This is a genomic window from Bradyrhizobium sp. UFLA05-112, from assembly GCF_053572325.1.
On the sequence record NZ_JBANBK010000004.1, the window covers coordinates 78721 to 93733 of the forward strand.

12 protein-coding genes are annotated in these 15013 nt (G+C 63.7%); 5 read left to right on the top strand and 7 right to left on the bottom strand.

The annotated features are described in order from the left end of the window. The first annotated feature begins 97 nt into the window (after positions 1–97). On the top strand, positions 98–3529 hold the full coding sequence (locus SO180_RS03870; protein WP_449377496.1) for an indolepyruvate ferredoxin oxidoreductase family protein: 3432 nt from the start codon (positions 98–100) through the stop codon (positions 3527–3529). A 178-nt stretch (positions 3530–3707) separates the two neighbouring features. Continuing rightward, positions 3708–5135, top strand: a complete 1428-nt coding sequence (gene iaaH, locus SO180_RS03875; protein WP_449377582.1) for an indoleacetamide hydrolase — start codon at positions 3708–3710, stop codon at positions 5133–5135. Positions 5136–5193: 58 nt separating this feature from the next. Here the strand turns inward: iaaH and SO180_RS03880 are convergent, their stop codons facing one another. Next, positions 5194–5922 (bottom strand): helix-turn-helix transcriptional regulator, encoded by a 729-nt coding sequence (locus tag SO180_RS03880; protein WP_449377497.1) that lies wholly within the window; start codon positions 5920–5922, stop codon positions 5194–5196. Between the two features lie 59 nt (positions 5923–5981). Then, entirely contained in the window at positions 5982–6890 is a 909-nt protein-coding gene (locus SO180_RS03885) for a LysR family transcriptional regulator (protein ID WP_449377498.1), read from the bottom strand. A gap of 140 nt (positions 6891–7030) precedes the next feature. On the opposite strand from SO180_RS03885, the gene SO180_RS03890 reads away from it, so the two are divergent. The 3 genes from SO180_RS03890 (at position 7031) to SO180_RS03900 (ending at position 10394) form a co-directional block, all read left to right on the top strand. After that, a complete protein-coding gene (locus SO180_RS03890) occupies positions 7031–8182 on the top strand; it encodes an HlyD family secretion protein (RefSeq protein WP_449377499.1) in 1152 nt (383 codons plus the stop codon). A gap of 113 nt (positions 8183–8295) precedes the next feature. Then, the gene (locus SO180_RS03895) at positions 8296–9912 is read left to right on the top strand and encodes an MDR family MFS transporter (protein WP_449377500.1); all 1617 of its coding nucleotides are present in this window, start codon (positions 8296–8298) and stop codon (positions 9910–9912) included. 20 nt (positions 9913–9932) lie between these two features. Then, entirely contained in the window at positions 9933–10394 is a 462-nt protein-coding gene (locus SO180_RS03900) for a carboxymuconolactone decarboxylase family protein (RefSeq protein ID WP_449377501.1), read from the top strand. A 140-nt stretch (positions 10395–10534) separates the two neighbouring features. Here the strand turns inward: SO180_RS03900 and SO180_RS03905 are convergent, their stop codons facing one another. The 5 genes from SO180_RS03905 to SO180_RS03925 all read right to left on the bottom strand — a co-directional run bounded on the left by SO180_RS03905 (position 10535) and on the right by SO180_RS03925 (position 14963). Further along, complete coding sequence (locus SO180_RS03905) at positions 10535–11395, bottom strand: D-amino-acid transaminase (protein WP_449377502.1); 861 nt, start codon at positions 11393–11395, stop codon at positions 10535–10537. Between the two features lie 194 nt (positions 11396–11589). Further along, complete coding sequence (locus SO180_RS03910; RefSeq protein ID WP_449377503.1) at positions 11590–12321, bottom strand: amino acid ABC transporter ATP-binding protein; 732 nt, start codon at positions 12319–12321, stop codon at positions 11590–11592. Positions 12322–12511: 190 nt separating this feature from the next. Continuing rightward, positions 12512–13204 (bottom strand): amino acid ABC transporter permease, encoded by a 693-nt coding sequence (locus tag SO180_RS03915; RefSeq protein ID WP_449377504.1) that lies wholly within the window; start codon positions 13202–13204, stop codon positions 12512–12514. Positions 13205–13206: 2 nt separating this feature from the next. Continuing rightward, complete coding sequence (locus tag SO180_RS03920) at positions 13207–13938, bottom strand: amino acid ABC transporter permease (protein ID WP_449377505.1); 732 nt, start codon at positions 13936–13938, stop codon at positions 13207–13209. 113 nt (positions 13939–14051) lie between these two features. Beyond that, positions 14052–14963, bottom strand: a complete 912-nt coding sequence (locus SO180_RS03925; RefSeq protein ID WP_449377506.1) for an amino acid ABC transporter substrate-binding protein — start codon at positions 14961–14963, stop codon at positions 14052–14054. Positions 14964–15013: the final 50 nt, after the last annotated feature.

Genomic DNA, 15013 nt, shown 5'->3' on the forward strand with positions numbered 1-15013 from the left:
CAATTATCGCCCTCCATTCGGGATGAATAGGTAAGATCTACCAGCCATCGGGGACTAACCTTCGGCTATCCGGCAGGGGCGCCGCGCGAGGTCCGCCATGGACGCCATTTCATCACTCGATGCTTACGAGCTTTCCGACCGCTACGACCGCGAGGACGGCCGCGTCTTCCTCACGGGCACGCAAGCGATCGTCCGCATCGCGCTCGATCAGGCCCGGCGCGATCGCGCAGCGGGGCTGAACACCGCCGGCTTCATCTCCGGCTATCGCGGCTCGCCGCTCGGCGGCGTCGACCTCGAGCTATGGCGTATCAAGGATCGCCTGAAGAGAGATCGCATCGAGTTCCTGCCCGCAGTGAACGAGGATCTCGCCGCGACCGCGGTGCTCGGCTCGCAGCAGGTCGAGACGCAAGCCGAGCGCGAGGTGCAGGGCGTGTTCGGGCTCTGGTACGGCAAAGGCCCCGGCGTCGACCGTTCCGGCGATGCGCTCAAGCACGGCAACGCCTACGGCTCCTCGCCGCACGGCGGCGTGCTGGTGGTCGCCGGCGACGACCACGGTTGCGTCTCCTCCTCGATGCCGCACCAGTCCGACGTCGCCTTCATGAGCTGGTTCATGCCGACGCTGCATCCGGCAAGCGTCAGCGAATATCTGGAGTTCGGCGAATATGGCTACGCGTTGAGCCGCTTCTCCGGCATGTGGGTCGGCTTCAAGGCGATCTCGGAGATCGTGGAATCCGGCGCCTCGGTGGCGCTGCGTCCGCCGCGCCTCTTCCGCACGCCGGACTTCACACCGCCGCCGGGCGGGCTGCACTATCGCTGGCCGGATCTGCCGGGGCCGCAGATCGAGGAGCGGCTGGAGGCGAAGAAGCACGCGGTCTATGCCTTCGCAAAGGCCAATCCGATCGACCGGCACATCTACGACATCCCGCACGCGACCTATGGCATCGTTACCACCGGCAAGGCGCATCTCGACCTGATGGAGGCGCTGCGCCTGATGGGCCTTGATGAGGGCGCATGCCGCAGCATCGGCATCGACATCTACAAGGTCGGCATGGTCTGGCCGCTGGCGCTGCACGACGCGATGGAGTTCGTGAAGGACAAGCGCGAGATCCTGGTGGTCGAGGAGAAGCGCGGCATCATCGAGAGCCAGTTCAAGGAGTATTTTTACGATTATCCTGGCTCGAAACCCGAGCGCATGGTCGGCAAGCATGACGAGCGAGGGGCGCGGCTGATCTCCTGGATCGGCGAATTGTCGCCACGCGCGCTCGCGGGCGTTTTGGCGCGGCGGCTCGACCCGATGTTTCCGGGGTTGAACCTCGCCGCGCGTGCGGCCGCGCTGTCGCCGGAGGCAGAGCGCGTGATCACCGTCAGCGGCGCGACGCGCACGCCCTATTTCTGCTCGGGCTGCCCGCACAATACGTCAACCAAAGTCCCCGAAGGCTCCAAGGCGCTGGCCGGCATCGGCTGCCATTTCATGGCGAGCTGGATGGACCGCGAGACCTCGTCGCTGATCCAGATGGGCGGCGAAGGCGTGAACTGGGCGGCTTCGTCAAGGTTCACCGGCCACAAGCACGTGTTCCAAAATCTCGGCGAAGGCACCTACTATCACTCCGGCTCGATGGCGATCCGGCAGGCGATCGCCGCGAAAGCCAACATCACCTACAAGATCCTGTTCAACGACGCGGTGGCGATGACCGGCGGCCAGCCGGTCGATGGCCCCGTCAGCGTGCACGCGATCGCGCACAGCGTCCGCGCCGAGGGCGTTTCGCGCATCGCGCTGGTGTCTGACAATCCCGCGCGGTTCTCGCCCGCGGATTTACCTGACGGCGTGACCATCCATCCGCGCGAGGAGATGGACGCCGTGCAACGCGAGTTGCGCGAGGTCGAAGGGGTCTCCGTGCTGATCTATCAGCAGACCTGCGCCACCGAAAAGCGCCGCCGGCGCAAGCGCGGTCAGATGGCCGATCCGAAACGCTTTGCCTATATCAACGATCTCGTCTGCGAAGGTTGCGGCGACTGTTCGGTCGAGTCCAACTGCCTGAGCGTCGAGCCGAAGGAGACGCCGTTCGGCCGCAAGCGCCAGATCAACCTGTCGGCCTGTAACAAGGATTTTTCCTGTCTCAACGGCTTCTGCCCGAGTTTCGTGACCGTCGAAGGCGCCGCGCGTCGCGCGAAGACCGCGAGCAATATCGACGCGATCGGCCGCGCGGCGACGCTTCCCCTGCCGGCCCCCACGTCGCTCGATCGGCCCTACGATCTCCTGGTGACCGGCGTCGGCGGCACCGGCGTGATCACCGTGGGCGCGCTGATCGGCATGGCCGCGCATCTCGAACGCCGCGGCGTCTCGGTGCTGGATTTCACCGGCTTTGCGCAGAAATTCGGCCCCGTGCTCAGCTACATCCGTCTTGCCGCGAGCCCGGAGGCGCTGCATCAGGTACGTATCGATCAGGGCGCCACTGACGCACTGATCGGCTGCGATCTCGTCGTCAGCTCCTCACCAAAGGCCTCCGGCACTTATCGCCGCGGCACGCGCGCCGCGATCAACACGGCGGAGATGCCGACCGGCGACGTCGTCCGCTTCCGCGACGCCGATCTCGCCTCGCCCGCCCGCCTGCACGCGATCCGCCAGGTCATCGGCGACGGCAACCTCGGCACCATCAACGCAAACGCGCTGGCCGAGCGTCTGCTCGGCGATGCCGTCTACGCCAACATCATCATGCTCGGATTTGCCTGGCAGCGCGGACTAGTGCCGGTCTCGCCGCAAGCTTTGCTGCGCGCGATCGAGCTCAATGGCGTCGCGGTCGAGCGCAACAAGCAGGCATTTGCCTGGGGCCGCATCGCCGCGGCCGATCCGGATTTTCTCTCGAGGCCGGAGGGCTCTCCCGTCGCCGAGACGCTCGATCAGGTGATCGACCGTCGTGCCGAATTTTTGACTGCGTATCAGGACGCGAGCTATGCGGCGCGCTATCGGGCAATGATTGCAAAGGTGCGCAGCGCTGAGAGGAGATTCGGCAGCGAGGCGCTGACCGATGCGGTCGCGCGGTCCCTGTTCAAGCTGATGGCCTACAAAGACGAATACGAGGTGGCACGCCTGCACATGCAGACCGGCTTTCTGGACACGCTCAAGCGCGAGTTCGACGGCGATTTCAGGGTCAACTATCATCTGGCGCCGCCCTTCCTCCCCTCAAAGCGCGACGCGCGCGGGCGGCCGCGCAAGCGCACTTTCGGGCAGTGGATCCAGATGCCGCTTGCCGTGCTCGCACGGCTGAAGACACTGCGCGGCACACCGTTCGATCCGTTCGGCTACACCGCCGAGCGGCGCGCGGAACGGGAACTGATCACCTGGTACGAGAGAACGATCGACGTGTTGCTCGGCAAGCTCGAGACTGCGTCCCTGACGGATCTTGTGGCAATAGCCAAGGCCCCCATGGACATTCGCGGTTATGGGCCGGTGAAGGATGCAGCAACCACGAAGGTCAAGGCCGAGGTCGCATCCTTGCTGGCGCAGCCGGCATCTGCCCGGGCAGCCTGAGGCGCGGCGTCCACAAAAATGAGGACAGGCACCGTCCTCGGCCTGAGGTAAGCTCCGGCGGTCACCTTCGCCGACGGGGAGCCGCATGGAACGCAGAACTGTTTCGCTGAATTCGACCATCGCCAGCCTCATCCTGTCTGTCGCCGTGCTGCCGGCGCCCGCGCTCGCACAGCAAGCGATCGATCTCGACCATCTGACGATGACCCAGGCCGCAGCGGACATCTGCGCAGGCAAGGTCACGAGCAAGGCGCTGACATCGGCAACGCTTGCCCGCGCCAGGGCCAATCCCAATCTGAATGCTTTCATCACGCTGGACGAGTCCGGCGCCATGAAGGCCGCGGAGGCCTTCGATGCGCGGCCCAGGAAGCGCCAGTGCCAGCCGCTTGGCGGCGTGCCCATCGTGATCAAGGACAATATCGAGGTCGCCGGACTGCCCTCCAGTGCCGGCACGCCGGCGCTGAAGAGTTTCATGCCGAAGAAGGACGCTGCCGTCGCGGCGAGGCTGCGCGCAGCCGGCGCGATCATCATCGGCAAGACCAACATGCACGAGCTGGCCTTCGGCATCTCCGGATACAATGGGGGCTTCAAAACCGGCGCCGAGCCCGGCGTCCGCAACGTCTATGATAACAGCAAGATCGCCGGCGGCTCCTCGTCTGGAACAGCCGCCGCGATCGGTGCGCGGATCGTGACCGCAGGCCTCGGCACCGACACCGGCGGATCGGTCAGAATCCCCTGCGCGCTCAATGGCTGTGCGTCGCTGCGGCCGACCGTCGGACGCTATCCGCAAGGGGGCATCGCGCCGATCTCCCACACCCGCGACACTGCGGGCCCGATGGCGGCAACCATCAGGGACGTAGCGGCGCTCGACCGTGTCATCGCCGGCGGCAGCGCGATCGCTCCCGCCGATCTGAAGCAGGTGCGTATCGGCGTCGTGAAAACCATGCAGGCCAATCTCGACGGCGATACGGATGCCGCCTTCAAAGGGGCGATCGACAAGCTCAAATCGCAGGGCGTCACCGTGGTCGATGTCGAGATGCCACAACTCGCCGAGCTCAACGGCAAAGTGAGTTTCCCCGTGGCCATCTATGAGGCCAGTGAAGACATGGTCGCCTATCTCAAGCACACCGGCACCGGCATCACCATCGAAGCGCTGGCCAAGGAAATTGCAAGTCCCGATGTAAAAGGCACCTATGATGGCCTGGTGATCCCGCACAAATTGCCTGGTCCCGACAACACGGTTGTTGATGGCAAGCCGGTCTACGACGCGGCTATGAAAACAGCTCGTCCGGCGCTCCAGGCGCTCTATCGCGACACCTTCGCGAAGAACAGGCTCGATGCGATCGCCTTCCCGACCACGCCGGAAGTCGCGATCGAGGCGAACCCCGATTCCAGCAGCCTGCCTAATTTCCTGCTCTTCATCCAGAACACCGATCCCGGCAGCAATGCCGGTGTTCCCGGCATCCAGATTCCGGCCGCACTGGGCGCTTCGAGCAAGCTGCCAGTTGGTCTCGAGCTCGATGGGCCCGCCGGAAGCGACCGCCGGCTGCTCGCGATCGGAATGGCGATGGAGAAGGTGTTCGGGCGGCTGCCGGCGCCGACGCACTGATCAAAGCGCGATGGGATCAGGATGAATCGTCATCGCGCTTGAGGCTAGTGCCTTAAGGCTAGTGCCTTGCCAGCAGGCTGGCGACGCCGCTGCGGCGGCGCACGCCGAGCTTCTCGAAGATGCGCTTCAGATAGGTGCGGACCGTCGACACCTCGACCTGGAGCCGGTGGGCGATCTCCTTGTCGCTGAGATCATCGCCGATCATGCGCGCGATTTCGAACTCGCGAACCGAGAGCTTGAGAACCGGTGATGCACCGCCCTCCACGGCGCCGCCGTTTGCGCGGACGAGCGCTCCCGTGAATGCCGGCTCGATCAGCCGCAGCAACTCCAGCGTATGGACGTCGAAATTGTCCCGCATACGGCCGCGCCAGATCCTGACATCGCCGATGTTGCGATTGCCGGCAAAAGTATAGGCGTTGACGCCCCAATGGAGACCGTCGCGGGCGAGGAAGTCGTTGAAGAACTCCGTGCGCATGAGGTCGCGTTGCGGCATCACCTGCGTCACCAGAGTTGCTTCACGGCGTGCCTGGAGCTTGAAGGTGATGGGATCGTGGTACTGGTAATAGGCGTCGTAGTTTGCAAGGTTCTTCGGATCCATGTGCAGGAACACGGCCTTGCCGAAAGTCTTCGTCGCGGCCTGCCAGACGAAAGATGCGTAGTAATCTGCCTGCAGCAATTCGAGCAGATGATGTCCGACCGCTTCACGGACGTCGCGTTCCGCCATGTCCTCGGACAACAGCCCGAAGATGCGCGCGAGGCCCCTGCTCTCTGCAGCGGTGACGTACATGGCGCCACCAGTCTAACGGGCAAATCTGAGCAGGGGAACCGGCTTCACCATCAATCGCGTCAGGCGTAGGGATTGATCAGCTTCTGCTGCTCGGCGCTGTGATGCACGAGCATGTCGATGAAGGTCCTGACCTTCGCCGACAGATGATGGCGATGCGGATAGACCGCGTTCATCGACAGCTCCATCGGCCGGAATTCCGGCAGCAGGCGAACCAGGCGGCCGGCTTCGAGATCGTCGTGCACCAAAAATCCCGCCGCCAGGCAAATGCCGGCGCCTTGCAGCGCAACGGTTCGCAAGGCCTCACCGCTGTTGGTCATGAGAGTGCCGGATACGCGAACCGATGCCGGGTTTCCCTTGCGATCGAGAAAGCGCCACTCGTCGAAGGGATAGTTCAGGTGACGCACGCAATTGTGCTCCGCTAGCTCCTCGAGCTGCTGCACGCGTCCGCGCGCCTCGATATAGGCGTGCGAGCAGCACAGCACGTGCCGCCAGGTCGCAAGGCTGCGAACGATCAGGCTTGAATCCGGCGGCGACGTCATGCGCAGCGCCAGATCAAATCCCTCCGCAATCAGATCGATATTGGCTTCGCCCATGCGCAAATCGACCTTCACCTCCGGATAGGCGGACAGGAATTCGGCCACCACGGGCGCGACGAACGGCACCATGTGGGTGGCGGAGTGGATCCGCAGCGTACCGCGCGGCGTCGATTGCAGCGCGCCTGCGATATCGTCGGCCTGTTCGAGATCGGCGAGGATCTGCGTCGAGCGGTCGTAATAGGCCTGGCCGATCTCGGTGAGACTCACTTTCCGCGTCGTGCGGTTGAGGAGGCGCACGCCGAGCCGGTCCTCCAGCGCCTGGACGTGGTTGCTCACCATGGTCGTCGACATGTTGAGCCGGCGGGCGGCGGCTGAGAAACCGCCGCTGTCGACCACCCGGACGAAGGCCGTGAGGCTGGTGAAGCGGTCCATGATCGAGGCTCCGATTATCCGCTGCGGCTGGATAATGCTTCCAGTTCTTCGTGGATTATCACAACGGATGGGACAGCGCACATTGGCAGCCAACGAGGGCGAGCTTCCCAGAGAGGACGCCCGGAGATCCGGAGAGTGCCATGTCGACCACCGCTTATGTTTCTGAACCGACTGCGAAAATCCGGCTTCGTCCCTCGCGCCGGGCAATCAAGCGGGCAGCCATTGCGCTCGCTCTGGCGCTCGGCGTCGCGGCGGCCGGCGATTTTGCCTACGACTACCTGACGACCGGGCGCTATCTCGAATCCACCGATGACGCCTATGTGAAGGCGGACTCCACGATCATCGCGCCGAAGGTCTCCGGCTACATCGCCCAGGTGCTGGTCGGCGACAATGAGAAGGTCAAAGCGGGTCAGGTGCTGGCCCGGATCGACGATCGCGATTTCAGGGCTGCGCTCGACCAAGCCCGCGCCGACGTCGCCGCCGGCGAGGCCTCGGTGCGCAATCTCGATGCGCAGATCGCGCTGCAGCAGCCCATTATCGAACAGAGCACCGCCGATGTCGCCGCGGCGGAGGCCAACCTGAAATTCGCGCAGGAGGAGCGTGCGCGCTACGACGACCTGATGAAGTCGGGGTCCGGCACGATCCAGCGCGCGCAGCAGACCGATGCCGCGCTCCGCGCCAGTGATGCGCAATTGCAGCACGCCAAATCGGGACTGTTGGCGGCGCAGCGCAAGGTCGACGTGCTCACCACCGAGCGCGCCAAGGCCGTTGCGCAGCTCGAGCGCGCACGCGCGGTCGCGGAGCAGGCCTCGCTCAATCTCTCCTACACCGAGATCACCGCGCCGGTGGACGGCACGGTCGGTGCCCGCTCGCTGCGCGTCGGCCAACTCGTGCAGGCCGGCACGCAATTGATGGCGGTGGTGCCGCTCGACGCGGTCTATGTCATCGCCAACTTCAAGGAGACGCAGCTCACCCACGTGCGCGCAGGCCAGCCGGTGGAACTGCAAATCGACAGTTTCCGCAATCAGACGCTGCGCGGCCATGTCGACAGCCTGTCGCCGGCGAGTGGCCTCGAATTCGCGCTGCTGCCACCCGATAACGCCACCGGCAACTTCACCAAGATCGTGCAGCGCGTGCCGGTGAAGATCGTGCTCGACGACCACAGCCTGAGCGGCCTGTTACGCCCGGGCATGTCGGCGGTTCCGACCGTCGACACCAAGCAGGCCGTCCTGGCCGAGCGTGACATCGGCAAGCGCGTCGCCGACACTACCGTGCGCGCGAACGGCGGCTGAGGCCGCCTCTTCGCCGATTATCAAGCTCTGCCGGACGATCCTTCCAAAACTTCCGCGATTATCGAAACCATCCGCCTAATGCATCCTGTCTCAGTAAACGAGACGAGGCTTCCATGAGCACGCTCCAACCCGCCCTCACCGCTACGTCCACTGCATCCACTCCGGTTCCAGCCGCGCCCCTCGCGCCGGCCGTTTCTGCAAAAACCTGGATCGCCGTGATCGGCGCAACCCTCGGCGCCTTCATGGCGGTGCTGAACATCCAGATCGTCAACGCCTCGCTCGCCGATATCCAGGGCGCGATCGGCGCCGGCATCGACGATGGCGGCTGGATCTCGACCTCCTATCTGATCGCCGAGATCGTGGTGATCCCGCTTTCCGGGTGGCTCGCGCAGGTGTTTTCGATCCGCGTCTACCTGCTGACCAACGCGGTGCTGTTCCTGATCCTGTCAGCCGCCTGCGCGCTGGCGCAGGACCTGCCGCAGATGATCGTGCTGCGCGCCGTGCAGGGCTTCACCGGCGGCGTGCTGATCCCGATGGCCTTCACGCTGATCATCACGCTGTTGCCGCGCGCCAAGCAGCCCGTCGGGCTCGCGCTGTTCGCGCTGTCGGCGACCTTTGCACCGGCGATTGGCCCGACCATCGGCGGCTATCTCACCGAGAATCTGGGCTGGCAGTACATCTTCTACGTCAACCTGGTGCCCGGTGCGATCATGCTCGGCATGCTCTGGTACGCGCTGGAACCACAGCCGATGAAGCTCGCGCTGCTGCGCGACGGCGACTGGGCCGGCATCATCACCATGGCGATCGGCCTCTCCGCGCTTCAAACCGTACTGGAGGAAGGTAACAAGGACGACTGGTTCGGCTCGCCCTTCATCGTCAAGCTGTCCGTCATCGCTGCGGTTGCGCTGACCGCGTTCGTCATCATCGAGCTGAGCGTCGACAAGCCGCTTCTGAACTTGCGCCTCCTGGTCCGCCGCAATTTCGGCTTCGCGATATTGGCGAACTTCCTGCTCGGCATCGCGCTCTACGGTTCCGTGTTCATCCTGCCGCAATATTTGTCACGCATCCAGGGCTACAATGCCGAGCAGATCGGCATGGTGCTGGCCTGGACCGGGCTGCCGCAGCTTCTCTTCATTCCGCTGGTGCCGCGCCTGATGCAGCGCTTCGATGCGCGGATCGTGATCGGAATCGGCTTCGTTCTGTTCGCGGCCTCCAACTTCATGAACATCTACATGACCAGCGACTACGCTGCCGATCAGCTCTTGTGGCCCAATGTTGTCCGCGCGATCGGCCAGGCGCTGGTCCTGACGCCGCTGTCGGCGGTCGCGACATCAGGCATCGAGCCGGAGAATGCGGGCTCGGCCTCCGGCCTGTTCAACATGATGCGTAATCTCGGCGGCGCCGTCGGCATCGCGTTGTTGCAGACCGTGTTGACCAAGCGCGAGCAGTATCACTCCAACGTGCTGATGCAGTCGGTCTCGATGTTCGAGCAGGCGACCCGGACGCGGCTCGAACAACTGACCCAGTATTTCGTCAATCACGGCGTCGTCGATCGCACCGATGCGGCGCACCGCGCCTATGTCGCGATCGGCCATGTCGTGCAGAAGCAGGCCTTCATCCTCGCCTTCAGCGACACCTTTTACCTGCTCGGCGCGGCGCTGATCGTCGCGCTGATCGCCTCCCTCTTCCTGAAGAAGCCCGGCCATGTTTCGGCGGGCGGAGCCCACTGACCAAACCAAGGAGAACGACCATGAAGCCGCGCATGAATTTCTTCCAGGCTGCCCCCGACACGATCAAGGCCCTGAACGCGCTGGAGACCCAGATCCAGTCGACGGGCCTCGAGAAATCGCTGATCGAGATCGTCAAGATCCGCGCCTCGCAAATCAACGGCTGCGCCTTTTGCATCAACATGCACACCGAGGACGCACGTAAGCGCGGCGAGACCGAACAGCGCATCTATCTGCTCAATGCCTGGCGCGAATCCCCGCTCTATACCGATCGCGAGCGCGCGGCACTGGCCTGGACCGAGTCGGTGACCCTGATCTCCGAGACGCACGCACCCGACGACGTCTACGAGCAGGTCCGCGCGCAGTTCTCCGAGGAGGAGACGGTGAACCTGACCATGCTGATTGCGACGATCAATGCCTGGAACCGGCTCGCGATCTCGTTCCGTTCGATCCATCCCGTGAAGGTGAAGGCGTCGGTGGCGTGAGGGGCGGGACGCCCCTCACGGGCAATTCTCGTAGGGTGGGCAAAGCGAAGCGTGCCCACCACTTCTATCGCACTCGTGGAGAGATGGTGGGCACGGCGCAAGCGCGCCTTTGCCCACCCTACGATAGCTGAGTATGTGGCTTAAACCCCCGTCGCTTTCGCAAACTCCACGTAGATCTCACGCAGCCGTGTCGCCATCGGGCCAGGCTTGCCGCCGCCGACCTGCTTGCCGTCGATCGCGACCACCGGCTGCACGAAGAGAGAGGCGCTGGTGATGAAGGCTTCCTTGGCGGCGAGCGCTTCAGCGACGGTGAAGGCGCGCTCCTCGACGCGGAGCTGGCGCTCTTCGGCGAGTGCAACCACGGCCTTGCGGGTGCAGCCGGGCAGGATGGAATTCGAATTCTGCCGCGTCACGATGACGTCGTCCTGGGTCAGGATGAACGCCGACGACGAGCCGCCCTCGGTGACAAAGCCGTCTTCGAGCATCCAGGCTTCACCCGCGCCGGCTTCGGCGGCGGCCTGCTTTGCCAAGACTTGCGCCAGCAGCGCCACGCTCTTGATGTCGCGCCGTTCCCAGCGGATGTCAGGCACCGTGATGACGTTGATGCCGGTCTTGGCCGAGGCCGCATTGACGATGTCCTTCTCGGACACGAACATGACCAGCGTCGGCTTGACGTCGCCCTTGGGGAAAGCGAAATCGCGCCCCGCGTCGGCGCCGCGCGTCACTTCGAGATAGACGAGGCCATTGGCAAGCTTGTTGCGTGCGACGAGCTCCTTCTGGATCCCGGTGATGCGCTCGACCGTCTCGGGCAGCTTGAGCTTGATCTCGCCGACGGAGCGTTCGAGGCGCGCCAGGTGCGAGGCATTGTCCACCAGCTTGCCGTCGAGCACGGCAGCGACCTCATAGATGCCGTCGGCGAACAGGAAGCCACGATCGAGGACGGAGATTTTGGCTTCCGAAAGCGGGACGAAAGAGCCGTTGACGTAGGCGATCGAGTCCAAGGCAGGTCTCCTGTCGGGAATGCGGGAATTGCCTGCTCCTATACGAAATTCGCGGGCGGCGATAAACCCTCAACTGTCATTCCGGGGCGCGACGAAGCAAATGAGCCCGGAATCCATAACCACCGCTCGCTGTCATGGATTCCGTGCCTGGCCGTGCGGGCCATCCCCATTGCGCAATGGGGATGAAGACGGAGTTAGTGAGAGAGAATCTTCGACAAGAACTTCTGTGCGCGGTCGCTTCTGGGCTTGCCGAAGAAGTCGTCCTTCGGGGCGTCCTCGACGATCTCGCCACGGTCCATGAAGATCACGCGGTTGGCGACCTTGCGGGCAAAGCCCATTTCGTGGGTGACGACCATCATGGTCATGCCTTCGCGGGCGAGGTCGACCATGACGTCCAGCACCTCGCTGATCATCTCGGGATCGAGGGCGGAGGTCGGCTCGTCGAACAGCATGGCGATGGGATCCATCGCGAGCGCGCGCGCGATGGCAACACGCTGTTGCTGGCCGCCGGAGAGCTGCGCCGGAAACTTCTGCGCCTGCTCCTTCAAGCCGACGCGCTCCAGAAGCTGCATGCCCTTGGCCATCGACTTGTCGTGACCCCGCCCCAGCACCTTCTCCTGCGCAAGGCAGAGATTGTCGATGATCTTCAGGTGTGGGAAGAGCTCGAAGTGCTGAAACACCATGCCGACGCGCGAGCGGAGCTTTGGCAGATCGGTCTTGGAATCATTGACCTTGGTGCCGTCAACCGTGATATCGCCCTTCTGGAAGGGCTCCAGCGCATTGACGCATTTGATCAGCGTGGATTTGCCCGAGCCCGAAGGGCCGCAGACGACCACCACCTCGCCCTTGGCGACATTGGTGGTGCAATCCTTCAGCACCTGGAACGAGGTGCTGTACCATTTGTCGACGTGACTGATCTCGATCATGTGTGACTCAAGCGTATCAACGAATGCGGATCACCTCTCCCATAGGGAGAGGTCGACGCGCAGCGTCGGGTGAGGGTTCAGGTCTATCGATGGAGCGAAACCCCTCACCCGGATCGCTGACGCGATCCGACCTCTCCCTATGGGAGAGGTGAGGGGCACCGCATTTCGAAATCTCAGGTTCACAATCCACCTAGCGGATGATGGCGATGCGCGACTGCAGGCGACGAACGCCGAAGGACGCAATGCAGGAGATGGTGAAGTAGACGACGGCGGCGAACAGGTACATCTCGACGAGACGCCCGTCGCGCTGCGCGACCTTGCTCGCCGCGCCCAGGAAATCCGTGATCGAGAGCACGTAGACCAGCGAGGTGTCCTGGAACAGCACGATGGTTTGCGTGATCAGCACGGGCAGCATGTTGCGGAACGCCTGCGGCAGCACGACGTAGCGCATGGTCTGCGCATAGGTCAGGCCGAGTGCGTTCGCCGCGGCCGGCTGCCCGCGCGAGATCGACTGAATGCCGGCGCGCATGATCTCGGAGAAATACGCCGCCTCGAACATGATGAAAGTGATGAGCGAGGAGGCGAACGCGCCGACCTTGATCGGCCGCGGCGCGCCGGTCAGCCACTGCCCGATATAGGGCACCAGGAAGTAGAACCAGAAGATGACCAGCACCAGCGGCAGCGAGCGCATGAAGTCGACATAGAGACCGGCGATGCGGCCGAGCAGCTTGTAGCCGGACAGCCGCATCAATGCGATTGCCGTGCCGAAGACCAGGCCGCCGAGCGCGGCGAGCGCGGTCAGCATCAGCGTGAACGTCATGCCCTCGTAGAACAGATAGGGCAGCGCGCGGCGGATGACGTCGAAATCGAAATTGCCGAGCATCGCTATTTCCCCGTGATGTAGCCGGGGATCGCGACCCAGCGCTCGAGGAAGCGCATTGCGGTCACGACAACGGCGTTGACGAGGAGATAGAGGATGGTCGCGGCGGTGAAGGCCTCGAACACCTGGAACGAGAATTCCTGCATCGAGCGCGCCTGCCCGGTCAATTCCAGCAGGCCGATGGTGATGGCCACCGCGGTGTTCTTGATGGTGTTGAGAAACTCGGAGGTCAGCGGCGGCAGGATGATGCGGAACGCCATCGGCAGCAGCACGTAGCGATAGCCCTGCACGGTCGTCAGGCCCAGCGCGGTCGCCGCCATCCGCTGCCCGCGCGGCAGCGAGCCGATGCCGGCCTGCAATTGCACGGCGACGCGCGCCGACATGAACAGGCCGACGCCGATCGCCGCCGTCCAGAACGGCGCGTTCGGCAGTTGCTTCAGCCACAGACCGGCGGCCTTCGGCAGCATTTCCGGCAGCACGAAGAACCACAGGAAGAGCTGCACCAGCAGCGGCATGTTGCGGAAGAACTCGACCCAGCAAAAGCCGAACCAGTAGGCGGCCTTCGACGGCAGCGTGCGCATCACGCCGACGATCGAGCCGGTGATCAGCGCGATGATCCAGGCCAGCACCGCGGTCTCGAGCGTCAGCACCAGTCCCGACAACAGCATGTCGAGATAGGTGCCTGTGCCCATCGGGTTCGGCTGGAAGAAAATTCCCCAGTTCCAGTTGTAGTTCACGAGTCCCCCGCGCGAACGCGACAATCACAGATACTGTTAGCGTCTATGCAAATGTCCGGCCATTCCCTCTCCAGAATGGCCGGACAATGCTCCTGATCCCTTGGGACCGAGGCTTACTTATAGTCGTCCGGGTTCGGCGAGTCCGACGGCTTGGCGAACTCGTTCTTCAATTCGGCCGAGATCGGCGTGTTGAGGTTCAGGCCCTTCGGCGGGATTTTGGCGGTGAACCACTTGTCGTAGATCTTCTGGCCCTCGCCGCTGGTGTAGAGCGCCGCGGTCGCCGCATCCACCACCTTCTTGAAGGCAGCATCGTCCTTGCGCAGCATGATGCCGTAGGGCTCGGGCTTGGAGAACGCGTCCTTGGAGACTTCATAATCGGCCGGGCTCTTCGAGCCGGCGACGAGGCTTGCGAGCAGGATGTCGTCCATCACGAAGGCGACGGCGCGATCGGTCTCCACCATCAGGAAGGCTTCGGCGTGGTCCTTGGCCGGAATGATGTTGGCGCCCAGGCCCTTCGCGACGTTGGCTTCGGTGAGCTGCTTGATGTTCGTGGTCCCGGCGGTCGAGACCACCGTCTTGCCCTTCAGATCGTCGATCGACTTGAGGCCGCTCGACTTCTTGTAGACGTAGCGGCTCGCGGTCAGGAAGTGGGTGTTGGTGAAGGCGACCTGTTTCTGCCGCTCGGCATTGTTGGTGGTCGAGCCGCATTCGAGGTCGATGGTGCCATTGGCCATCAGCGGAATGCGGGTGGCCGAGGTCACCGGGTTGAGCTTGACCTCGAGCTTGTCGAGCTTGAGCTCCTTCTTCACGGCGTCGACGATCTTGTAGCAGATGTCCATCGCAAACCCGACGGGCTTCTGGTTGTCGTCGAGATAGGAGAACGGGATCGAGGAATCGCGGAAGCCAAGCGTGATGGCCCCGGTATCCTTGATGTTCTTGAGCGTGCCGGTCAGCTCCTCGGCACTGGCCTGGCTCACGACCATAGTGGCGGCGAGCGCGAGGCCGAAGTTACGGAAATGTTTCACTTTTTTCTCCCCTTACGGAATGGCGGCCGGATGCTTGCATAAATCGGGCC